Origin of the sequence: Pseudomonas reidholzensis (assembly GCF_900536025.1) — a bacterium.
Classification (GTDB): Bacteria; Pseudomonadota; Gammaproteobacteria; order Pseudomonadales; family Pseudomonadaceae; genus Aquipseudomonas; species Aquipseudomonas reidholzensis.
This window is the reverse complement of sequence record NZ_UNOZ01000022.1, coordinates 175,871-195,925: the sequence shown is the minus strand read 5'-3', so window position 1 is coordinate 195,925 and position 20,055 is coordinate 175,871. Positions and strand designations below refer to the sequence as shown.

The following is a 20,055-nucleotide window of genomic DNA, read 5'->3' as shown; positions in this document are numbered from 1 at the left end:
GGAAGGTTAATTGATGGGGTTAGCGCAAGCGAAGCTCTTGATCGAAGCCCCGGTAAACGGCGGCCGTAACTATAACGGTCCTAAGGTAGCGAAATTCCTTGTCGGGTAAGTTCCGACCTGCACGAATGGCGTAACGATGGCGGCGCTGTCTCCACCCGAGACTCAGTGAAATTGAAATCGCTGTGAAGATGCAGTGTATCCGCGGCTAGACGGAAAGACCCCGTGAACCTTTACTATAGCTTTGCACTGGACTTTGAATTTGCTTGTGTAGGATAGGTGGGAGGCTTTGAAGTGGGGACGCCAGTTCTCATGGAGCCAATCTTGAAATACCACCCTGGCAACTTTGAGGTTCTAACTCAGGTCCGTTATCCGGATCGAGGACAGTGTATGGTGGGTAGTTTGACTGGGGCGGTCTCCTCCCAAAGAGTAACGGAGGAGTACGAAGGTGCGCTCAGACCGGTCGGAAATCGGTCGTAGAGTATAAAGGCAAAAGCGCGCTTGACTGCGAGACCCACACGTCGAGCAGGTACGAAAGTAGGTCTTAGTGATCCGGTGGTTCTGTATGGAAGGGCCATCGCTCAACGGATAAAAGGTACTCCGGGGATAACAGGCTGATACCGCCCAAGAGTTCATATCGACGGCGGTGTTTGGCACCTCGATGTCGGCTCATCACATCCTGGGGCTGAAGCCGGTCCCAAGGGTATGGCTGTTCGCCATTTAAAGTGGTACGCGAGCTGGGTTTAGAACGTCGTGAGACAGTTCGGTCCCTATCTGCCGTGGACGTTTGAGATTTGAGAGGGGCTGCTCCTAGTACGAGAGGACCGGAGTGGACGAACCTCTGGTGTTCCGGTTGTCACGCCAGTGGCATTGCCGGGTAGCTATGTTCGGAAGAGATAACCGCTGAAAGCATCTAAGCGGGAAACTTGCCTCAAGATGAGATCTCACTGGGATCTAGAATCCCCTGAAGGGCCGTCGAAGACTACGACGTTGATAGGTTGGGTGTGTAAGCGCTGTGAGGCGTTGAGCTAACCAATACTAATTGCCCGTGAGGCTTGACCATATAACACCCAAGCAATTTGAGCGAAAGCCAGATTGCGGTGGTGAAGACGAAAGAACCGAAAGTTCGCGCTCTTTGATAGAGAGCATCGCAAATATCGCATATCCGAATTCGCTGGGCTGTCCAACAAGACATTCTGGCTACAGAATTTCTTGACGACAATAGAGCATTGGAACCACCTGATCCCATCCCGAACTCAGTAGTGAAACGATGCATCGCCGATGGTAGTGTGGGGTCTCCCCATGTGAGAGTAGGTCATCGTCAAGATTCATTTCGCAAAACCCCTATCTGCGCAAGCAGGTAGGGGTTTTGTCTTTGTGGCGGAAAAGAAATGCCTAGCCGCGTGCCAGTTCCGCCAAGTGCGCCGTCGCTTCTTCACTCTTGAGCACCAGCACATCCCCCACCAGCGAATCCAGCACCACCTCTGCGGTGTTGCCGATCAACGCCCCCGATATCCCGGTGCGTGCCACCGTGCCAATCACCGTCACGACAGCATCGTATTGCTGTTCGGTGTAGGGGATCAGTACATCCGCTGGACCCTCTGCGATATGCAACCGCTCCTCACTGATACCGAACTCGGCCTGGAACGCGCGGCAGGCTTCGCGGTAGCGCTGCTCGATGGTCTCCGTATTCTGGTACACCGGATCCGCCGCCGAGAGCATGGGTGAGGGGTGTGCGCTGATGACGTGCAGCTCCCCTTTGGCCAGGCTGGCAATGGCATACCCGTGATCGATGATGTTGGCGTGCAGCAAGCGGTGTGCCTCGTCATGGTTACCCACGTCCACCGCCGCCAGGATCACGCCGCCGGTCCAGGGCCGCTCGCTCTTGACCATCAGCACCGCACACGGGCACTGGCGCAACAGCTTCCAGTCACTGGGTGTCAGCAAGGCCTTTCTCAGCGGGTTATCCGCTCGGTGCTCCTTGATCACCAGCTCGCACCCTTCTTTCTGCTGCACGTCGACGATCGACTCGTGCAGGGTGTCGTGCCAGGATTGTTCATAGCTGACGTTGTCATAGCCATCATCGTGCAGCTGGCTTGCCAGCAGGCTGAGCAGCGCCTCATGGTCCTGCTTCTTGTCGCACATCAGCAGGTGCAGGCGCGCGCCGGTCACGCCGGCGATCAGTTTTGCCCGAGTCAGGGCACGGCTGTGGGCGTGCTCGGGGTCGAGTACCACCAGGATGCTACGGACGGCTTGCATGGGCATGGGCTCCCCTTGGATGTTTGGCCTGCCTGACTATAGTCGGCGTCCCTGTCGATGCCGCTTGACGTGTATCAAGCATAGTCGCTGGTGATCGGCGCAACCCCCGGTATAATCGCCGACCCTGCCGTTGTTCAGTCATTGTGAGCTTATGTCCCTGATTCCCGAAGTCGAGGCCTTTCTCGGTTGCCGTACCCCAGACACCTGGATCGAAGCGGCGCTCGCCGACCAGGAAACCCTGCTGATCGACCACAAGAACTGTGAGTTCAAGGCGGCCAGTACCGCCTTGAGCCTGATCGCCAAGTACAACACCCACCTTGACCTGATCAACATGATGTCGCGCCTGGCGCGCGAAGAGCTGGTGCACCACGAACAGGTGCTGCGTTTGATGAAACGCCGTGGCGTGCCGCTGCGACCGGTTTCGGCAGGGCGTTATGCGTCCAGCCTGCGCCGTCAGGTGCGCTCTCATGAGCCGGTGAAGCTGGTGGATACGCTGGTGGTGGGGGCGTTTATCGAAGCGCGCAGCTGCGAGCGCTTCGCTGCCCTGGTGCCGCACCTGGACGAAGAGCTCGGGAGTTTCTATCACGGGTTGCTGAACAGCGAAGCCCGGCACTTCCTGGGCTACCTGAAACTCGCTCACCAGTACGGCGACGAGGCGGACATTGCGCGCGTGGTCGCGCGCGTCCGAGAAGCGGAGGCTGAGCTGATCTGCACGCCGGATCAGGAGCTGCGCTTCCACAGCGGCATACCGCTGGCCATGGCGGCATAACCTGCCGCCGCAGCCAGCGCAGCCGCTTACAGGGTTACTGGCGGCGCCCCAGCAGCAGGCCGATCACCAGCCCGAAGCCTGCAGACACCGCGACCGTCTGCCACGGATGACCGCCAATGTAGTCTTGGGTGGCGTCGACCACCGGCTGCGCGCGGTCGCGCACCGAGCCTGCCGCTTCGCGGGCCTGGCGCAGTTTGAGGCTGATCTGCGCGCGCAGCGTGTCCGCCTCTTCGCCGACCAGTGTCGCGCTCTGCTCGAGCAACCGCTCGGATTCATCAATCAGCGACTGCAGCTCGCTGAACACCTGGTCCTTGATCTGATCGCTATCGGTTTGCGTGGCAGTTTTCCTGGCCATGAACACGTCCTCGTCGATTGGGGTGGATAGAACAATGGATGCCGCCGGGCCTGGAAAGTTGCGCCGACGTTCCGGCCGCGTGCGTCAACAGTGTAAGATAGCGCGCAAATTTCACGCGTTAAGGTAGACCTTCATGAGTTTCAATCTGGCCAACAGAAGCTTCGAAGAACGGGCACAGATCGAAGCACAAAAGGCCCGGCTGTTCGAGTACTGGCAAGGCAACCTGGGCAAGGCCAAGGGCGAAGCCGGCCGCTTGATCTCCGAGAAGTCTCGCCGCAAGGGCAAGTGGGCCGAGTGGGTGCGTGCCGAGCTCGATAGCATGACGCCTGCCGAGTTCGCCAGCATGGTGCGCAGCGAAGTCAACAAGATGATGGCGGCGTCCAACGCCGGGCGCTGACAGCGGGTGCAACTGCAGATCAGCCAAACGCTGCCTGCAGATCCTCGGCAAATGCCGCCTGCACCTCGCCCGGCACCTGGGCGCGGTGCCGCGCCAGGGTAAACGGCACGACGAAGTCCAGCGCCGGCTCCAGCGCCCGCAGCATCCCCCGCGCACGCCAAGGCTCGGCGTAGTGGCAGGGCAGGTAGCCGATGTGCCGCCCCGACAGGATGAACGTCAGCACACTCTCGATCTGCTCCGCCTGAGCGGAGCTGTGACGGCTCTGAAAGGCGCTGCCACCCTGCAGAAAACGGTAGCTGTGACGCACTTGGTCGGTTTCCAGCAACTGCTCGTGGGTCACCTGCGCCGTGTCGAACAGGGGGTGCCCCGCCGCGCAGTACAAGCGCTGCGTCTCCTCGAACAGCGGCTGATAGTCGAACGCCGCCTGGTTGCCGGAAAAATAGCTGATGGCCAGGTCCAGCCGCTACTCCAGCAATAGCCCCTCCATCTGCGCCGGTGGTGCGCTGATCAGCTCCAGCTGCACCGCTTGCCGGCGCTGCCTGAAGCGCCGGATCGCCTCCGCCAGGCGCAGGTTGACCGCGGCGTCCTGATTCTCGGCGATGCCAATCCGCAGGGTGCCCAGCAGTTGCCCGGCAACGCCGTTGGCCTGCTGGCGAAACTGCTCGATCTGCACCAGCAGTTCACGCGCCGCCTTGAGCAGCAGCTGGCCTTTTTCGGTGAGGGCGAAACCGCGCTTGCCGCGGCTGCACAGGCGATAGCCCAGGCGTGTCTCGAGCCGCGCCATCTGCTGGCTGATACTCGGCTGGCTCAAGCCCAGCACCCCTTGCGCGGCACTGAAGCCGCCAGCCTCGACTACAGTGACGAACAGCCGCAACAGGTGCAGGTCCGGGTCGTGCAGTTGTCCGAGCATTACATTGCTCCTGATGAATGTCAGCTTTGCAAACTTGCCATTTTTGCAATGTAACCCGGCGCGCATGCTGTCGGCATCCATCCATTGCCGAGGTGCCTGTAATGCGTCGATCGCTGTGCTTGCTGTCGTTGGTCCTGGCCCTGCCGCTGCAGGCAGAAGAAAAAGTCCTCAACCTGTACAGCTGGGCCGACTATGTCGCGCCGCAGACCCTGCAGCGGTTCGAGCAGGAGACCGGCTACAAGGTGCGCTACGACACCTTCGACACCACCGAAGTGCTGGAAACCAAGCTGCTCACCGGGCGCAGTGGCTATGACGTGGTCGTGCCGTCGTCGACGGTGCTGGCCCGGGCGCTCCAGGCCAATGCGTTGCAGCCGCTCGATCCGCAGGGCATGCCCGGGTTCGCCAACCTCGACCCTGACCTGCTGGCCAAGTTGGCGGTGACCGACCCTGGCAACCGCTATGCCGTGCCCTACACCTGGGGCACGCTCGGCCTGGCGGTGAATGTCGAGGCCGTGCGCAAGCGCTTGGGTGACGTACCGCTGGACAGCCTCGACCTGCTGTTCAAGCCCGAATACGCCAGCAAGCTCAAGGCGTGCGGCATCGCCATGCCCGATTCGCCGCAAGAGGTGATCGGCCTGGCGCTGCATTACCTGGGCAAGGACCCGTACAGCCAGAGCAAACCCGACCTGGACGCCGCCCAGGCCCTGCTGCGCGAGCTCAAACCGTCGATCAGCTATGTCGCCAACGGCCGGCAGATCAGCGACCTGGCCAACGGCAGCGTCTGCCTGGCCTTGACCTACAACGGCGACGCCGCCATGGCCGCCGACCAGGCACGGCGTGCCGGCAAGCCGTTCGAGCTGGTCTATCGCATCCCGCGTGAGGGCACGGTGGTCTGGCAGGACAACCTGGTGATCCCCAAGGACGCGCCGCACCCACAAGCGGCCCGCGCCTTCATCGCCTTCATGTTGCGCCCCGAGTCGGTGGCGGCGCTGACCAACACGCTGTTCTTCGCCAACGCCAACCAGGCCGCGACAGCGCTGGTGGACGAGGCCGTTCGCGGCGATCCGGACATCTACCCCTCGGCCGAGGTGCGCGCGCGCCTGTATGCCGATCGCGGTATGGCGCTGGCCGACCTGCGCCAGCGCAACCGGCTGTGGAATGCCTTGCGCAGCGGCCAGTAACCCATAATCACAACAAGGACCCGCACCGTGGACCAAGCCCAGCACAACGACCAGGCGATGACCCGTGACAGCCTCTATGGCACCGCCGCTGAAAGTACCTACGCCGGTATTACCAGTTTTTCCCGCCGCCGTTACAGCCGTGACCTGCGCGGCGTCGACGTGGTGGTCAGCGGCGTGCCCTTCGACACCGCCACCAGCAACCGCCCCGGCGCGCGTTTCGGCCCACGGGCGATCCGCGCTGCGTCGGTGCAGCAGGCCTGGGCCCGGCATTGGCCGTGGGCATTCGACCCGTTCGATCACTTGGCGGTGATCGACTACGGTGACTGCGCGTTCGACAGCGGCACGCCGACGTCGGTCCCCGACAGCATCGAGGCGCATGCCGAGCGCATCCTCACGGCCGGCTGCGCGATGCTCACGCTCGGCGGTGACCACTTCATCAGCTACCCGCTGCTCAAGGCGCATGCCCGCCGGCATGGCCCGCTGGCACTGATCCACTTCGACGCCCACAGCGACACCTGGCCGGATGAAGACGGCCAGCGCATCGACCATGGCACCATGTTCTGGCACGCCGCCCGGGAGGGCCTGGTAGACCCGGCCCACTCGGTGCAGATCGGCCTGCGCACCACCAATGACGACAGCCAGGGCTTCGCCATCGTCGACGCGCGGCAGGTCCATCGGCAGGGCACCGACGCCGTGGTGGCGGCGATCCGTGAGCGGGTGGGGGAGCGGCCGGTGTACCTGACGTTCGACATCGACTGCCTCGACCCGGCCTATGCGCCCGGGACCGGGACGCCGGTCTGTGGTGGGCTGAGCACCGTGCAGGCGCTGGAGATACTCGGTGGCCTGCGGGGGATCAACCTGGTCGGGATGGACCTGGTCGAGGTGGCGCCAGCCTACGACCACGCCGACATCACCGCGCTGGCCGGCGCCACTTTGGCGATGGAGATGCTGTGCCTGTACGCGGCACGGCACAAGGTCGACCAGGCGCCGTCAACGCCACAGAAACATCAGGAATTATCTCTCTAGGCATTCGCACTTTTCCTACGAACCTGTCGCGCTTTAGGCTATCCAACGCTTGAGCGCGGCTTTTCGTGCGGGAGGTGCAGCATGAACCTGACATTGCCAGTCCTCGCCCTGGGGCTGCTGACGAGCCTGCCGTTGTTCGCAGCGCCGGCGCAACCGCCCCTGCTCGCGGCCAGCAACAACAACCCTTACAACAGCCCGATCCAGCGCGCCAACCCCAACAGCCGGCAGGGCAGTGTGCCCGCCACGCCGCCGGTGCGCGGGCCCTCCACCCAGCCGATCCCGCGCCCCCCGACCCTGGAAAACCGTGGCATCGGCAACGGCGAAAACCTGCGCCGGCAACAACAGACCCCCCACCTGGAACCCACCCGGCCACCGCGCGACAGCCAACGCGCCCCGTGAGCCCCCACTGGAAGGAACCGTGCATGACTCGACGCACCTGGTTGACCACCCTGGCCGCAGCAGCGCTGCTGCCCGTACTGGCCCACGCCGCTTCCGAGCAGCGCCTGCCCAGCGAAGAAGGCCAGCTGACGGTCAACACCGTCGCCGATGGCTTGCGTAACCCCTGGGCGCTGGCGTTCCTGCCCGGTGGCAAGGACATGCTGGTCACCGAGCGGCCCGGCAACTTGCGGCTGGTGACCGCCGACGGCAAGGTCGGGCCACCCCTGAGTGGCGTGCCCAAGGTCTGGGCCGAAGGGCAGGGCGGCCTGCTGGATGTCGTGCTGTCGCCGACGTTCGAAAAAGACCGCACGGTCTACCTGTCGTTCGCCGAGGCCGGCAGCGACGGCAAGGCCGGCACGGCGGTGGGGCGCGGCCAGCTGTCCGAGGACCGCGCGCGGCTGGAAAACTTTTCGGTGATCTTCCGCCAGATGCCCAAGCTGTCCGAGGGCAATCACTTCGGCTCGCGGTTGGTGTTCGACCGCAACGGTTACCTGTTCATCGCACTGGGCGAGAACAACCAGCGGCCCACCTCGCAGGACCTGGACAAGCTGCAAGGCAAGATCGTGCGCATCCTGCCCGACGGTGAAGTGCCCAAGGACAACCCCTTCGTCGGCCAGGACAAGGTCCGCCCGGAAATCTGGTCGTTCGGCCACCGTAACCAGCAAGGGGCGGCGCTCAACCCCTGGACCGGCAAGCTCTGGACCCACGAGCATGGCCCGCGCGGCGGCGACGAGATCAACATCCCGCAGGCCGGCAAGAACTACGGTTGGCCGATCGCCACCCACGGCATCAACTACTCCTTGCTGCCGATCCCCGAGGCCAAGGGCAAGCATGTCGATGGCATGGTCGACCCGCACCATGTCTGGGAAAAGTCACCCGGCATCAGCGGCATGGCCTTCTATGACCGACCAACGTTCAAGGCCTGGGACCACAACCTGTTCATCGGCGCCCTGGCCACCCAGGAGCTGATTCGCCTGCAGCTCGACGGCGACAAAGTCGTTCACGAGGAGCGTCTGCTCGGCGAGCTGCAGGCGCGCATCCGCGATGTGCGAGTGGGCCCGGACGGGTACCTGTATGTGCTGACTGACGCCAAGGACGGGGCGGTGCTGAAGGTGGGCCTGAGCGACCCTCAGTAGTACAGGCAGCACAAAACGCGGCATGATGGCGCGATATTTTTCCCCGGCAATCCGCGCATGTTTTCAGACCCGCTCACCCTCTACCGACAAGCCCTGGCCCAACAGGGCTTCGTCGTCGACCCAGCCCAGGCCAATGCAGTCGCGGCGTTGCAAGCCTGCTTCGAGTCGCTGCAAGGTCGCCAGCCTGCGCAGGGCGTGTACCTCTGGGGCCCGGTCGGGCGTGGCAAGACGTGGCTGATGGACCAGTTTCACCGCTGCCTGCACGTCCCGGCCCGCCGTCAGCACTTCCACCACTTCATGGCCTGGGTGCACCAGCGGCTGTTCCAGCTCAACGGCACCGCCGACCCGTTGCATGCGCTCGCCAGCGGGCTTGCCGAGCAGATCCGAGTGTTGTGCTTCGATGAACTGTTCGTCAGCGACATCGCCGATGCGATCATCCTTGGTCGGTTGTTCCAGGTGCTGTTCGACCACGGCGTGGTGATCGTCGCCACTTCCAACCAGCCGCCCAGCCAGCTCTACCACGACGGTTTCAACCGCGAGCGCTTCCTCCCCGCGATTGCCGCCATCGAGCGCCATATGCGCGTGCTGCCGGTTGCCGGCGAACAGGACCACCGCTTGCACCCAGGCGCCGGCCGCCAGCGTTACTGGGTCCGAAATCCAGCCCAGGCCGGTGCGCTGGAGGCCGTGTTCGCGCAATTGAGCCCAAGTGATGGCGGCACCGAGCAACCCTTGCAGCTCGGCTCGCGGCAGGTCCGCGTGGTGCGGCGCAGCGCCCAGGCGGTCTGGTGCCGCTTCAGCGACCTGTGCGAGCAGCCATTGTCTGCGCTCGAGTTCATGGCCCTGTGCGACCAGTTCCCGGCGATCCTGATGGACGGTATTCCCGCCTTGAGCGGTGCACAACGGCCAGGGCGCATCGCCCGCGGGACCGAAGACGGCGCCCAACGGGTGGCGGCCGGGGACCGCCAGTTGCCCGCGCTGTCGCCCAAGGATGACAGCGTGCGCCGCTTCATCGCCCTGGTCGACGAGTGCTATGACCGCCGCGTGGCCTTGTACCTGGAGGCCGAAGTCGCGCTCGAGGCGCTCTACACTGAAGGGTACCTGGCGTTCCCGTTCCAGCGCACCCTGAGCCGGCTACGGGAGATGCAACTGCAACGCTTCGCCTGAAGGAGCCGACCCCATGCAGACGCTCACACATCACCTGCTGACCCAGGCATACAACAATGGCTGGGCCAATCACCGGCTGTACAAGGCGTGCCTGCAACTGACCCAGGACGCGTTCGTCGCCCCGCGTTGCAGCTTTTTTCCCTCGATCAAGGCCACGCTCAATCACCTGCTGACGGTGGACTGGTTCTACCTGCATGCGCTGGAGTGCGAGCAGCGCGGCGAGGCGCCGGACCCGGACGGCGAACGCTTCTTCGTCCCCGAGCAGCCGTTTGCGACCTGTGCCGAGCTGCAGGCTGAACAGGCCCAGGCCGATCACCGGCTGATCGCCTACTGCAGCCAGTTGCGCGACGACCAGCTCGAGCGCTACGTCAGCATCGTGCGCCCCGACCGGGTCCAGCGCGAGCAGCGGCTGCGGCTGCTGGCTCACCTGTTCGAACACCAGACCCATCACCGCGGTCAGGTGCACGCGATGCTCAGCGACACGGCCGTACGGCCACCGCAACTGGATGAGTTTTTCTGCGAGGAGGAGGCCCGCCTGCGCGCCGATGATTTTGCCGAGCTGGGGTGGCGCGAGGCGCAGGTCTGGGGGCGCGGATGATTGCGCATGAATGCAGGCTGCAATCGCGGGCAAGTCGGAGTTATGGGGCTTGGCAAGGTCAGCGGCCTAGCCACTCGATCAACGCCTTGTGGAAGCGCTCGGGCTCTTCGATCTGCGGGGCATGCCCCAGGCCTTCGAAGGTTACCAGGCGCGCCTGTGGGATCAGCTTGGCCACTTGTGGCCCCAGGTCCTTGTAATGACCCAGGCGCGCCTTGACCTCGGGCGGGGCGATGTCACTGCCGATGGCAGTATTGTCCTGGTCGCCGATCAGCAGCAGGGTAGGCACCTTCAGGTCCTTGAACTCGTGGTAGACCGGTTGGGTGTAGATCATGTCGTAGATCAGCGCCGAGTTCCACGCCACCACCTCATGCCCAGGGCCTTTGTTCAGGCCCACCAGCATCTGTACCCAGCGCTCGTACTCTGGCTTCCAACGCCCGGCGTAGTAGGTCTTGCGCTCATAGTTGCGCACGCCTTCGGCATCCAGCTTGAGTTCGCGCTCATACCACTGGTCCACCGTGCGGTAGGGCACGCCCAGGGCTTTCCAGTCTTCCAGACCGATCGGGTTGACCATCGCCAGGTGTTCCACCTGCTGCGGGTACATCAGCGCGTAGCGGGTGGCGAGCATGCCGCCGGTGGAGTGGCCGAGGACGATCGCCTGCTGGACGCCCAACTGCTCGAGCAGGGCGTGGGTGTTGGCCGCCAACTGCTGGAAGCTGTACTGGTAATACGCCGGTTTGCTGGAGGTGCAGAAGCCGATCTGGTCCGGGGCAATCACCCGGTAGCCGGCCTTGCTCAGCGCATCGATGGTGGTTTCCCAGGTGGCCGCGCAGAAGTTCTTGCCGTGCATCAGCACCACGCTGCGGCCATTGGTCTGGCCCTTGGCGGGCACGTCCATATAGCCCATCTGCAGGGTTTGGCCCTGCGACTTGAAGTCGAAATGCTTGAGCGGATGGGGGTAATCGAACCCCTCGAGCTGTTTGCCGTAGGTGGGCGACTCGGCGGCGATGGCCGGGCTGCCGAGCAGGCAGGCGAGGGCCAGGGCGGTTGCGCGCAGCATGCAGGTACTCCGTGTAGGGCCGTGTAGGAAAAAGCGACTGTAGCAGCCAGTGGACCCTCTGGAATGGCAAAGGTGTTACTGGCCGTTAAACCAGCCCAGGGTAATCAGCGCCAGAATCAGGTAGCGGCCGCCCTTGGCCACGGTGACCAGCAGCAGGAAACGCCAGAACGGTTCGCGCAGGATGCCGGCGATCAGGGTCAGCGGGTCGCCGATCACCGGCATCCAGCTCAGCAGCAGCGACCACTGCCCCCAGCGCTGGTAGCGATGCTGGGCGCGGTCAAGCTGGGCGGCGCTGAACGGAAACCAGCGGCGCCCGCGCAGGCGGTCGATGGCCCGGCCCAGCAGCCAGTTGACGATCGAACCGAGGACGTTGCCCAGGGTGGCCACCGCCAGCAGGATCAGCCAGGCGTCGGGGTCGCGCAGCAACAGCCCGACCAGCACCGCCTCCGATTGCAGGGGCAGCAAGGTGGCGGCACCAAAGGCGCTGAAAAACAGCGCCCAGAGGCTCAGCATCGACGCCGTCTCAGTAGCTGGCCACGACTTCGTCCTTGCCCTCGTGGGTCACGCCGATGACCTGGTACGGGTCCTTGTGATCGCCCATTTCCATGCCGGGCGAGCCCATCGGCATGCCCGGGACGGCAATGCCCTTGAGGTCGTTGCGCTTGGCCAGCAGGCGCACCTGCTCGGCCGGCACATGGCCCTCGACGAACTTGCCGTCGATCACCCCGGTGTGGCACGAGGCCAGGCGCGGCGCCACGCCGAGGCGCTGCTTGACCTCGCTCATGTTCGGCTCGACGTGGTCGTTGACGGTGAAGCCATTGTCCCGCAGGTGGCTGATCCACTGCTTGCAGCAGCCGCAGTTGGGGTCACGGTAGACGTCGATGGTCTCGGCGGCCTGGGCCAGGCTGGTGAAGGCCAGCAGGCCCAGGGTGATCAGGTGTTTGCGCAGCATGGTCGAGCTCCACAGCAAATACGGGCGAAAGCCGGCAGTGTGGCGGATCGCGACTGTCGGCAAGCTGAAGCCTAGATTACAGATCTGTCAGCTGATCTGCTCGTCGCCGTGCAGATCGCGCATCAACAGCCCGTACGGCAACGACACCGTCTCGGGGAGCGGCAGGTACACCACGTGGCCATCGCCCGGCGCCACCTCGATCGCCTGCTGCTGGCGATTGCACAGGCCGGCGAGGTCGAAGCGGTAATTACCGTACGGGGTCATCAGTTCCAGCGTGTCGCCCAGGGCGAAGCGGTTCTTCACCTTGACCTCGGCCAGGCCGTCGACTCGCACCCCAGTCAACTCGCCAACGAATTGCTGGCGCTCGGACACTGAGTTGCCGCGCTGGTAGTTCTGGTACTCGTCGTGCACATGGCGGCGCAGGAAGCCCTCGGTGTAGCCGCGCTGGGCCAGCGACTCGAGGTTGCCCATCAGGGCGCGGTCGAACGGCCGGCCCGCGACCGCGTCATCGATGGCCTGGCGGTAGGCCTGCACGGCACGGGCGCAGTAGAAGTGCGACTTGGTCCGGCCTTCGATCTTCAGTGAGTGCACGCCCATGCGCGTCAGCCGCTCGACGTGCTGCACCGCGCGCAGGTCCTTGGCGTTCATGATGTAGGTGCCGTGCTCGTCTTCGAACGCTGGCATCGCCTCGTCTGGGCGATTGGCCTCTTGCAGCAGGAACACCTGCTCGGTCGGCGCGCCGAGGCCAAGGGTCGGCTGGACCTGGTGGACGATATCGCCCGTGATGCTCTCGCTGGCCGCGCTGGCCTGGTATTTCCAGCGGCAGGCGTTGGTGCAGCTGCCCTGGTTGGCGTCGCGCTTGTTCAAGTAACCCGACAACAGGCAGCGCCCGGAGTAGGCCATGCACAGCGCACCGTGGACGAACACCTCGAGCTGCATGTCCGGCACCTGCTGGCGAATCTCCTCGATCTCCTCCAGCGACAGCTCGCGCGACAGGATCACCCGGCTCAGGCCCAGCTGCTGCCAGAATTTCACGCTGGCCCAGTTGACCGTGTTGGCCTGCACCGAGAGGTGGATGGCCATCTGCGGGAAGTGCTCGCGGACCAGCATGATCAAGCCCGGGTCGGACATGATCAGCGCATCCGGTCCCATCTCGACCACCGGCGCCAGGTCCTTGAGAAAGGTCTTCAGCTTGGCGTTGTGCGGGGCGATGTTGACCACCACGTAGAACCGCTTGCCCAGGGCGTGGGCTTCGTCGATGCCGAGGGCCAGGTTGGCGTGGTCGAATTCGTTGTTGCGCACGCGCAGGCTGTAGCGCGGCTGCCCGGCGTAGACCGCGTCGGCGCCGTAGGCGAAGGCGTAGCGCATCGTCTTCAGGGTGCCGGCAGGGGCGAGCAGTTCGGGTCGGGTCAAAGGGGTCATGGGCGCACCGGGGCAAAAGGCGCGGATGGTAGGGGCAAGGCCCTCGCTGTGCATTGATCTGGATCACGCCGAGTACGGCACTTTTGGCGATGCCCAGCGCACTAACGTTATGAATCCCAGAGGAATGCCCATGAACCAAACCGCTCTACAGAACAAGGCGTTGGCCGTACTGCTGGCCTTTGTCACCGTTGCCTTCATCTGGATCCTGCTGCCGTACTACGGGGCGATTTTCTGGGCGGTCATCCTTGGCATCCTGTTTGCGCCGTTGCAGCGCCATCTGCTGATGCGCTTCAACCGTCGGCGCAACCTGGCCTCGGCCACCACCCTGATGGTCTGCCTGCTGGTGGCGATCTTGCCGGTGATCATCACCAGTGCCCTGTTGGTGCAGGAGGGCGCCACCCTGTACCAGCGCATCGAGAGCGGGCAGCTGGACATTGCCGGCTATGTCGAGCGAGGCAAGGACATGCTCCCGGCCTTCGCCCAGAACGGCCTGGACCGCATGGGCATGGGCAACCTCGACGGCCTGCGCGACAAGATCACCAAATGGGCCACCCAGGGCAGCCAGGTACTCGCCAGCCAGGCGTTCAGCTTTGGCCAGGGCACGTTCGACTTCCTGATCAGTTTCGGCATCATGCTGTATCTGCTGTTCTTCTTCCTGCGTGAGGGGCCGGAGCTGGCGCGCAAGATCCGCCTGGCGGTGCCGCTGCCTGAAAACCAGAAGCGTCGCCTGCAGATGAAGTTCAACCGCGTGGTGCGCGCGACGGTCAAGGGCAACGTGCTGGTGGCGATTACCCAGGGGGCGCTGGGCGGGATGATCTTCTGGGTGCTGGGTATTCCCAGTGCGCTGGTCTGGGCGGTGATGATGGCGTTTCTGTCGCTGCTGCCCGCGGTGGGTGCGGGGATCGTCTGGGCGCCGGTGGCGGCTTACTTCATCCTCACCGGGGCGATCTGGCAGGGCGTGGTGCTGACCGCCTTCGGCGTGCTGGTGATCGGCTTGGTGGACAACGTCCTGCGGCCGATTCTGGTGGGCCGGGATACGCGCATGCCCGATTACCTGATCCTGGTCTCGACGCTGGGCGGGCTGGCGGTGTTCGGCCTCAACGGCTTTGTCATCGGGCCGCTGATCGCCGCGCTGTTCATCTCCAGCTGGGCGATCTTTGCCGCGACCAAGCCGCAGGTGCAGTTGCCGTGAGGGGCTGAGTCTGCGGCTTGCACCAGGGGCTCATCGGGGGGGCTTCACGTGGTTTGCGCCGAGGGAAACAATAGGTTCTTCACGGATTTTTTGGGGGGGCTGGTGGTGCTGGTGCGTTTCGATTGGTGAGCTTATCCGGTGGGTGTGGTGCGGCTGATGGCCCCTTCCGCCCTTACGGCGGGTCACTTTTTTTCTTGGAAAAAAGTAACCAAAAACCGCTGGCTCCTGCATCCGGCCCTCCGCTGCGCTGCGGGTCCCCTCACTCCGGTCTTGCTCCCGTGAGGACCGCGCCGGACGGGCCTTCCTGGCCCGCGGCGCTTGCCGGCCATCCATGGCCGTCACCTCACTCCGCAAGACCTCCGTTCGGCCTCCTGAAGTCGCGGTAGATCAAGATCACCAGCCAGATCAAAGGCTAGATCAAGGGCCAGGGCAACGGCTGGCGAATCGCTGCGCTCTCGCTGGTTTAGAAGGGCGGTACAGCGCGTCAGCGCCAGAATGTGCATTGGCAGTGCCGGCCTCTTCGCGGGTAAACCCGCGAAGAGGCCAAGCTATCCACCACCATTGCCACTATCGAAGATAACGCCAGCCCAGGCGCCACCCCTAACTTGGCGACCTCAGGAGGCCGAACGGAGGTCTTGCGGAGCGAGGTGACGGCCATGGATGGCCGGCAAGCGCCGCGGGCCAGGAAGGCCCGTACAGCCCGGTCCACGCGGGAGCAAGACCGGAGTGAGGGAACCCGCAGCGCAGCGGAGGGCCGTATGTGGGAGCCGGCGGTTTTTGGTTACTTTTTTCCAAGAAAAAAAGTGACCCGCCGTAAAGGCGGAAGGGGCCATAAACGCCACCACATCGAATGGATGAGCCCTTAACTTGCAAGCCCAAGACCCAGCCCCATAACAGGCGACCAAGCCTTAACTGACTGGCATTGGGGCTTGCCTAGCGACGAGGCCGGAGCGGCTACTTGAAGCTGTAGGAAACGCCGAAGTACGCGGCAATACCCTCGCCCGGGGTGAAGCGGTTCTTGTCGGTGGTGCTGTCATACCCCGGGGTCACCGTTGCCGCGTAACGCTTGTCGGTCAGGTTGCGCAGATCGAGCCAGGTCTGCCAGTCCTGCTGCGGTGAGTTCCAGCCCAGGCGGGCACCGAGCAGGGCATAGGCGTCGGCGTGGTAGCTGTTGGCATAGTCGGCCTGCACCTTGGACGCCATCTGCGTGTTGACCCCGGCGTAGAAGCCACTTGGCCAGTCGTAGCGCAGCTCTGCCTGGTAGTAGTGCAGGGGGATGCCAGGCAGGCGGTTGTCGCCGAAGCGGTCGTCGTCGCGGTAGTGGAAGTCGCTGAAGGTGTAGGCCTGGCGCAGGCTCAACTTGCCGCTGCCCGGTCGCTCCCAGAGGGTGCTGTCCAGGCCCGCTTCGACGCCCTGGTGCACGGTGGCGCTGGCGTTGAACTCCTTGCTCGGCTGCCCCGGTACGAGCTCCACGGCCAGCAGTTCATGGCGAACCTGCGAGTAGTACCAGGCCAGGTCCCAGTGCCCCAGCGCCGAATCACCGCGTGCGCCCAGCTCCAACGTGGTGGCCGTCTGGTTCTGCATCTCGATCGGTTGAGTGGCAACCGTTGAACTCCAGATCAGCGACCATGGGTGCGGCGGTTCGACCGAGCGGCTGAGGTTGCCATACACCTGCAGGTCCGGGTTGATGTCATAGCGCAGGCCCAGGCGCGGCGCGTAGTCCCAGTCGTGCTGGCTGACCTTGCCGCCGTCGGCGGGGAAGGTGACCGCGCTTTCCCGGCGGGTGTAGATCATCGCCAGGCCCGTGGTCAGCCACAGGTCCGGGATCAGCTCCAGGTCGTTGCCGACATGCAGCACGGTGTCCGAACCCTGGTAGCTGAAGTCGCGGCTGCGGGCGCCGAAGTTCTCGCCGCCGCTGCGGGCAAACTGCGAGGCGCCACTGTTGGGCAGGTGCTTGGTGGTGCGCCAACCTACGGTGGTCTTGCTCTCATGGCCGAACACGGTGTCGCGGCGCTGGTAGTTCAAGGTGCCACTGACATCCGCGTAGGCCACCTTCAGGCGCATCGCGCCCTCGCGCAGGTCCATCGGGAAGTCGTGATAGACCAGCCCGGCTTCCACCTTGGCATCGTCTTCGAGGTAGAAGGTGGTCTTGTTGGCGACCCAGGTGCTGCCCGGCTGCGGGCGGCTGTCATCACGGGTCACGTAGCCGGCGTTGGCGGCACGCGGGTCGTGCTTGATCTGGTCCTTGGTCACGCGCCCGGCCAGCTCGTTCTCGGTTTCCCGGTAGCGCAGGTAGAAGCGGGTTTCCAGGTTGGGGTTGAAGCGGTAGCCGACATTGGCGGCAAAGCCCTTGGCGCTGCCGCTGCTGTGTTCCTGGTAGCCGTCGTATTCGGAGTCGGTCAGGGCCACATAGTAGTCGAGCTTGCCGAGCACCTGGCCAGAGCTGATCTGGCGGTGGGCATAACCGCGGCTGCCGACTTCATAGCGCAGTTGCAGGCGCTCGGCGTCGTAGCCGGTGCGGGTCACGTAGTTGACCGCACCGCCCAGGGCGAGGGCGCCGCGGTCGAACCCGTTGGCCCCGCGCAGCACTTCGGCGCGGCTCAGCCACAACGGTTCGAGCAGCTCGTAAGGCGTGCCGCCCGGGCCGGTCAGGGGCAGGCCGTCGAACATCGTGTAGACCCCGGAGCCGTGCGCGCTCGGTGCGCGGTTGATGCCCGAGCCGCGAATCGACAGCTTGATGCCGTCGTTGCCCGCCGACTGGGCGAACACCCCCGGCTGGTACGCCAGCACGTCCTGGTTGGTGGCGACCCGCCCTTGCTCGACGCGTTGCAGGTCCACCAGGTTGCTGGCGCCTGGGGTTTGCCGCAAGCGCGCGGCCGCCGCCTCCAGTTCGCCTTGCTGCTGGTCTTCGATCAGCACCTGATCCAGTTCTACGGGCGCGCTGGCAAGCGCCGGGCAACTGGCTGCGCTGATCAACAGGCCTAAGGCGCGAGAGGGTGAAACACGACGCATCGAACGACTCCAGTGGCAGGGGCTTGCGGGGCAATGGAGGTCAGACGTACGAGAAGTCCCTCGAAGCACGTCCGATCTTTAACCGGGGAGCGGTGTGAATGTAGAACGTTGTTGTAGGGCCTCTCTTTACAACGCCCGCTGCTGGAGCGAGCGATCCGCAACTTAGTAGGGTGACAGCTGACCCCTCTAGCCAGAGGGACTGACTCGAATCAGCGGAGAACCTCCCATGAACGCCGTCACCCCACCCAAAGATGCTCCAGGCAACGACCACCCCATCTACCTGACCCCGCGCGAGCGGCAGGTGCTGTTGTGGTGCGCGTATGGCAAGACCTCCTGGGAGATCGGCCAGATCCTCGGCTGCAAGGAGGTCACGGTGAATTTCCACGTTGGCAACATCCTCAGCAAGTTCGCGGTCAGCACCCGAGTGATGGCGGTCATCAAGGCCATCCGCTACGGCATGCTGCAGGATCAGTGAGGAGGCACCACCATGGACGCCGAGCTGCAATCGCCTGAACCACCCCCGCACCTGTGCTACCTGGCCCGCCAGGACCAGTTCTGGCCGCGTGTCGAACTGTCGAGCCTGCGCCAGCGCTTGGCGATCCCCGCGTGTATCAGCGACACCCGCCTGCAACTCGCCGGGCAGCAGGCCCTGGCGATCGCCGCCCGGGAATTTGCCGGCTGGCGGTTGCGCTTGCGCGCGCTGGGCTACATGCAATTGGCCGACCTGTCGCGGCACGCCCATGGCCGGCGGCTGTGCACCTGCTACCTGCGCCTGGTCGAGCACTGCACGCTGCGCGCGTTGGGTGGCGATGCAGCCCTGCGAGGAGCCGCGCATGACTGAGCTCCTTCAGGCGTTGATGCACAACTGGTCGCAGCTGCAGAGCGTTCTGGCCGGTTTCCAGGGCGAAGCCTTGGCGGGCGCGATCCTCGGCGCCTGCCTGGTCAGCTCGTCGAAGGGCAAGGCCTGGGTGACGATCAGGTCGCGGCGCAAGCTCAGCCTGCAGGAGCGCCTGATGAGCCTGCTGTTGTCGGCGGGCGTGGGCTATCTGTTCATGCCGCTGCTGTTGTCACTGATGCCCTTCGTCTCGGGAGGCGTCGCCGCATTCGTCGCCGCCGTGGTGGTGATCCCGATCAGCGTCAAGGTGATGCTCTGGCTGGAAAACGCCGACCTCAAGGAAATCGTCCAGCGCTGGCGCCGCGGGCCGTGATGCTCAGGCCGAGGGTACCGCGGCGCTCAGTTCGTCCAGGCGCCGCTCCAGTTCCTGCAGGCGCAATTTATCCACCACCTGCAGGCGAATGGTCTGCAGGTCAGCGGGGCTCAGGCCCTGCAGCAGTTCAAGCAGCTCGGTGGCCGACGGCTCTGTGGTCGTTACGGGCGTCCTAGCCGGGCTGCCGAGGCCGAGCAGCAACCAGTCGAGCGATACCGCGTGGCGCTCTGCGGCGTCTATGCAAAACGCATACGGGATGCTGTCGCGTACCTTCCAACTGCTCAGGGTCTGCGGGCTCACACCCAGCACGCCAGCCAGGGCCGAATCACTGCCGGTAGCGGTTACCTGCTTCAACCGGTGCAACACCGAAACAAGGGAGGTGTTACTCATTATGAATATCTCTGATGAGTTCTGATAAGATCATTGGCACGGAAATACTCAATATGAATAGATCGGATGGATCCTTACTCGCACCGCATGGTACGTAATTATGATAGTGATGAATATTCTGATAGTGCGCGGAAATAACTTCCGCCGCTGTTGTGGGGGCGACCTACAGACAGTCGGTTTCCAGGCGTCCGTGCTGGCGCTGGGCCATTCAATCCCACAGGTACGGACGATTCCAACAGGAGGGCACTGTGAGTAGTTACAAACTGGTGTGCCCTCATTGCAGCGGCCGGATGCGCATCCGCACCAGCGAGGGGCGCCATGTGTTTCTCCGGGTCGCCTACCTGCAATGCGTCAACGAGGCCTGTGGCTGGTCGGTGCGTGCCGAATTCGAGATGACCCATGAACTCTCGCCCAGCGGCATGCCCAACCCGGATGTGCGCCTGCCCAGCGCCAATCGCGAGTTGCGCAAAGCCGCGCACAACCCCGGGCGCCCTGGCAAGTCCGAACCCGAGCCGAGCCCGAGCGTGGCCACCTCGAGCTGACCAGACCTGCACGTCGCAGATAAAAAAACACCCCGCATGTGCGGGGTGTT

At 64.1% G+C, this 20,055-nt stretch carries 21 protein-coding genes, 2 rRNA genes and 1 pseudogene; 15 read left to right on the top strand and 9 right to left on the bottom strand.

Annotated elements, in window-relative coordinates; all coding sequences use genetic code 11:
- Positions 1-1,060 (top strand): 23S ribosomal RNA (locus CCOS865_RS16320); the annotation flags it as partial.
- Between the two features lie 148 nt (positions 1,061-1,208).
- Positions 1,209-1,324 (top strand): 5S ribosomal RNA (gene rrf / locus CCOS865_RS16315).
- A 68-nt stretch (positions 1,325-1,392) separates the two neighbouring features.
- Here rrf and CCOS865_RS16310 read toward each other — a convergent pair.
- The gene (locus CCOS865_RS16310) at positions 1,393-2,256 is read right to left on the bottom strand and encodes a universal stress protein (protein WP_119142634.1); all 864 of its coding nucleotides are present in this window, start codon (positions 2,254-2,256) and stop codon (positions 1,393-1,395) included.
- A gap of 151 nt (positions 2,257-2,407) precedes the next feature.
- Between CCOS865_RS16310 and CCOS865_RS16305 the strand changes: the two genes are divergently transcribed.
- Positions 2,408-3,025 carry a MiaE family protein gene (locus CCOS865_RS16305; protein WP_119142632.1) on the top strand — a complete coding sequence of 206 codons (618 nt, stop codon included), beginning with the start codon at positions 2,408-2,410 and terminating at the stop codon, positions 3,023-3,025.
- A gap of 34 nt (positions 3,026-3,059) precedes the next feature.
- On the opposite strand, the gene CCOS865_RS16300 is transcribed toward CCOS865_RS16305, so the two are convergent.
- Positions 3,060-3,380: an ElaB/YgaM/YqjD family protein gene (locus CCOS865_RS16300; RefSeq protein ID WP_119142630.1), complete on the bottom strand. Its 321-nt coding sequence runs from the start codon at positions 3,378-3,380 to the stop codon at positions 3,060-3,062.
- A gap of 133 nt (positions 3,381-3,513) precedes the next feature.
- On the opposite strand from CCOS865_RS16300, the gene CCOS865_RS16295 reads away from it, so the two are divergent.
- Positions 3,514-3,777 carry a hypothetical protein gene (locus CCOS865_RS16295; RefSeq protein ID WP_119142628.1) on the top strand — a complete coding sequence of 88 codons (264 nt, stop codon included), beginning with the start codon at positions 3,514-3,516 and terminating at the stop codon, positions 3,775-3,777.
- A 19-nt stretch (positions 3,778-3,796) separates the two neighbouring features.
- On the opposite strand, the pseudogene CCOS865_RS16290 reads toward CCOS865_RS16295, so the two are convergent.
- Positions 3,797-4,687: pseudogene (locus CCOS865_RS16290) on the bottom strand (LysR family transcriptional regulator).
- A gap of 101 nt (positions 4,688-4,788) precedes the next feature.
- On the opposite strand from CCOS865_RS16290, the gene CCOS865_RS16285 reads away from it, so the two are divergent.
- The 6 genes from CCOS865_RS16285 (at position 4,789) to CCOS865_RS16260 (ending at position 10,230) form a co-directional block, all read left to right on the top strand.
- Positions 4,789-5,868: an extracellular solute-binding protein gene (locus tag CCOS865_RS16285; RefSeq protein ID WP_119142626.1), complete on the top strand. Its 1,080-nt coding sequence runs from the start codon at positions 4,789-4,791 to the stop codon at positions 5,866-5,868.
- Positions 5,869-5,895: 27 nt separating this feature from the next.
- Positions 5,896-6,894 (top strand): agmatinase, encoded by a 999-nt coding sequence (gene speB / locus CCOS865_RS16280; RefSeq protein ID WP_119142625.1) that lies wholly within the window; start codon positions 5,896-5,898, stop codon positions 6,892-6,894.
- Positions 6,895-6,975: 81 nt separating this feature from the next.
- Positions 6,976-7,293 carry a hypothetical protein gene (locus CCOS865_RS16275; RefSeq protein ID WP_119142623.1) on the top strand — a complete coding sequence of 106 codons (318 nt, stop codon included), beginning with the start codon at positions 6,976-6,978 and terminating at the stop codon, positions 7,291-7,293.
- A gap of 23 nt (positions 7,294-7,316) precedes the next feature.
- A complete protein-coding gene (locus CCOS865_RS16270; RefSeq protein WP_119142621.1) occupies positions 7,317-8,468 on the top strand; it encodes a PQQ-dependent sugar dehydrogenase in 1,152 nt (383 codons plus the stop codon).
- Between the two features lie 57 nt (positions 8,469-8,525).
- Complete coding sequence (zapE, locus tag CCOS865_RS16265; RefSeq protein ID WP_119142619.1) at positions 8,526-9,632, top strand: cell division protein ZapE; 1,107 nt, start codon at positions 8,526-8,528, stop codon at positions 9,630-9,632.
- 13 nt (positions 9,633-9,645) lie between these two features.
- On the top strand, positions 9,646-10,230 hold the full coding sequence (locus CCOS865_RS16260; protein ID WP_119142618.1) for a DinB family protein: 585 nt from the start codon (positions 9,646-9,648) through the stop codon (positions 10,228-10,230).
- A 58-nt stretch (positions 10,231-10,288) separates the two neighbouring features.
- On the opposite strand, the gene CCOS865_RS16255 is transcribed toward CCOS865_RS16260, so the two are convergent.
- The 4 genes from CCOS865_RS16255 to trhP form a co-directional block, all read right to left on the bottom strand.
- Positions 10,289-11,287, bottom strand: coding sequence for an alpha/beta fold hydrolase (locus CCOS865_RS16255; RefSeq protein WP_119142615.1), 999 nt, complete (start codon positions 11,285-11,287; stop codon positions 10,289-10,291).
- 75 nt (positions 11,288-11,362) lie between these two features.
- Positions 11,363-11,800, bottom strand: a complete 438-nt coding sequence (locus tag CCOS865_RS16250) for a YqaA family protein (protein WP_119142613.1) — start codon at positions 11,798-11,800, stop codon at positions 11,363-11,365.
- 10 nt (positions 11,801-11,810) lie between these two features.
- A complete protein-coding gene (locus tag CCOS865_RS16245) occupies positions 11,811-12,239 on the bottom strand; it encodes a DUF411 domain-containing protein (RefSeq protein WP_119142611.1) in 429 nt (142 codons plus the stop codon).
- An 87-nt stretch (positions 12,240-12,326) separates the two neighbouring features.
- Entirely contained in the window at positions 12,327-13,661 is a 1,335-nt protein-coding gene (gene trhP, locus CCOS865_RS16240) for a prephenate-dependent tRNA uridine(34) hydroxylase TrhP (protein WP_119142609.1), read from the bottom strand.
- A 130-nt stretch (positions 13,662-13,791) separates the two neighbouring features.
- Here trhP and CCOS865_RS16235 point away from each other — a divergent pair, with 130 nt between their 5' ends.
- On the top strand, positions 13,792-14,853 hold the full coding sequence (locus tag CCOS865_RS16235; RefSeq protein WP_119142607.1) for an AI-2E family transporter: 1,062 nt from the start codon (positions 13,792-13,794) through the stop codon (positions 14,851-14,853).
- A 954-nt stretch (positions 14,854-15,807) separates the two neighbouring features.
- Here the strand turns inward: CCOS865_RS16235 and CCOS865_RS16230 are convergent.
- Complete coding sequence (locus CCOS865_RS16230) at positions 15,808-17,865, bottom strand: TonB-dependent receptor family protein (protein WP_119142605.1); 2,058 nt, start codon at positions 17,863-17,865, stop codon at positions 15,808-15,810.
- Between the two features lie 226 nt (positions 17,866-18,091).
- Between CCOS865_RS16230 and CCOS865_RS16225 the strand changes: the two genes are divergently transcribed.
- From CCOS865_RS16225 to CCOS865_RS16215, 3 genes are read left to right on the top strand one after another with little or no spacing between them, the layout of a single operon-like run.
- Positions 18,092-18,340: a helix-turn-helix domain-containing protein gene (locus tag CCOS865_RS16225; protein ID WP_119142603.1), complete on the top strand. Its 249-nt coding sequence runs from the start codon at positions 18,092-18,094 to the stop codon at positions 18,338-18,340.
- Between the two features lie 12 nt (positions 18,341-18,352).
- The gene (locus tag CCOS865_RS16220; protein WP_119142601.1) at positions 18,353-18,706 is read left to right on the top strand and encodes a head completion/stabilization protein; all 354 of its coding nucleotides are present in this window, start codon (positions 18,353-18,355) and stop codon (positions 18,704-18,706) included.
- Positions 18,699-19,073: a hypothetical protein gene (locus CCOS865_RS16215; protein WP_244216131.1), complete on the top strand. Its 375-nt coding sequence runs from the start codon at positions 18,699-18,701 to the stop codon at positions 19,071-19,073. The genes CCOS865_RS16220 and CCOS865_RS16215 overlap by 8 nt, the downstream gene beginning before the upstream one ends.
- Before the next feature lie 3 nt (positions 19,074-19,076).
- Here the strand turns inward: CCOS865_RS16215 and CCOS865_RS16210 are convergent, their stop codons facing one another.
- Positions 19,077-19,463 carry a helix-turn-helix domain-containing protein gene (locus CCOS865_RS16210; protein WP_119142599.1) on the bottom strand — a complete coding sequence of 129 codons (387 nt, stop codon included), beginning with the start codon at positions 19,461-19,463 and terminating at the stop codon, positions 19,077-19,079.
- A gap of 248 nt (positions 19,464-19,711) precedes the next feature.
- Between CCOS865_RS16210 and CCOS865_RS16205 the strand changes: the two genes are divergently transcribed.
- Positions 19,712-20,005, top strand: coding sequence for an ogr/Delta-like zinc finger family protein (locus CCOS865_RS16205; RefSeq protein WP_119142597.1), 294 nt, complete (start codon positions 19,712-19,714; stop codon positions 20,003-20,005).
- Positions 20,006-20,055: the final 50 nt, after the last annotated feature.

Excerpts from the sequence above, each read along its gene's own strand:
- CCOS865_RS16225 (WP_119142603.1), top strand. The coding sequence starts at position 18,092 with ATGAACGCCGTCACCCCACCCAAAGATGCTCCAGGCAACGACCACCCC.
- CCOS865_RS16210 (WP_119142599.1), bottom strand. The coding sequence starts at position 19,463 with ATGAGTAACACCTCCCTTGTTTCGGTGTTGCACCGGTTGAAGCAGGTA.
- CCOS865_RS16245 (WP_119142611.1), bottom strand. The coding sequence starts at position 12,239 with ATGCTGCGCAAACACCTGATCACCCTGGGCCTGCTGGCCTTCACCAGC.
- CCOS865_RS16305 (WP_119142632.1), top strand. The coding sequence starts at position 2,408 with ATGTCCCTGATTCCCGAAGTCGAGGCCTTTCTCGGTTGCCGTACCCCA.
- CCOS865_RS16250 (WP_119142613.1), bottom strand. The coding sequence starts at position 11,800 with ATGCTGAGCCTCTGGGCGCTGTTTTTCAGCGCCTTTGGTGCCGCCACC.
- CCOS865_RS16235 (WP_119142607.1), top strand. The coding sequence starts at position 13,792 with ATGAACCAAACCGCTCTACAGAACAAGGCGTTGGCCGTACTGCTGGCC.
- CCOS865_RS16275 (WP_119142623.1), top strand. The coding sequence starts at position 6,976 with ATGAACCTGACATTGCCAGTCCTCGCCCTGGGGCTGCTGACGAGCCTG.
- CCOS865_RS16285 (WP_119142626.1), top strand. The coding sequence starts at position 4,789 with ATGCGTCGATCGCTGTGCTTGCTGTCGTTGGTCCTGGCCCTGCCGCTG.
- trhP (WP_119142609.1), bottom strand. The coding sequence starts at position 13,661 with ATGACCCCTTTGACCCGACCCGAACTGCTCGCCCCTGCCGGCACCCTG.
- CCOS865_RS16310 (WP_119142634.1), bottom strand. The coding sequence starts at position 2,256 with ATGCAAGCCGTCCGTAGCATCCTGGTGGTACTCGACCCCGAGCACGCC.
- CCOS865_RS16255 (WP_119142615.1), bottom strand. The coding sequence starts at position 11,287 with ATGCTGCGCGCAACCGCCCTGGCCCTCGCCTGCCTGCTCGGCAGCCCG.
- CCOS865_RS16215 (WP_244216131.1), top strand. The coding sequence starts at position 18,699 with ATGACTGAGCTCCTTCAGGCGTTGATGCACAACTGGTCGCAGCTGCAG.
- zapE (WP_119142619.1), top strand. The coding sequence starts at position 8,526 with ATGTTTTCAGACCCGCTCACCCTCTACCGACAAGCCCTGGCCCAACAG.
- CCOS865_RS16230 (WP_119142605.1), bottom strand. The coding sequence starts at position 17,865 with ATGCGTCGTGTTTCACCCTCTCGCGCCTTAGGCCTGTTGATCAGCGCA.
- CCOS865_RS16260 (WP_119142618.1), top strand. The coding sequence starts at position 9,646 with ATGCAGACGCTCACACATCACCTGCTGACCCAGGCATACAACAATGGC.
- CCOS865_RS16300 (WP_119142630.1), bottom strand. The coding sequence starts at position 3,380 with ATGGCCAGGAAAACTGCCACGCAAACCGATAGCGATCAGATCAAGGAC.
- CCOS865_RS16295 (WP_119142628.1), top strand. The coding sequence starts at position 3,514 with ATGAGTTTCAATCTGGCCAACAGAAGCTTCGAAGAACGGGCACAGATC.
- CCOS865_RS16270 (WP_119142621.1), top strand. The coding sequence starts at position 7,317 with ATGACTCGACGCACCTGGTTGACCACCCTGGCCGCAGCAGCGCTGCTG.
- CCOS865_RS16220 (WP_119142601.1), top strand. The coding sequence starts at position 18,353 with ATGGACGCCGAGCTGCAATCGCCTGAACCACCCCCGCACCTGTGCTAC.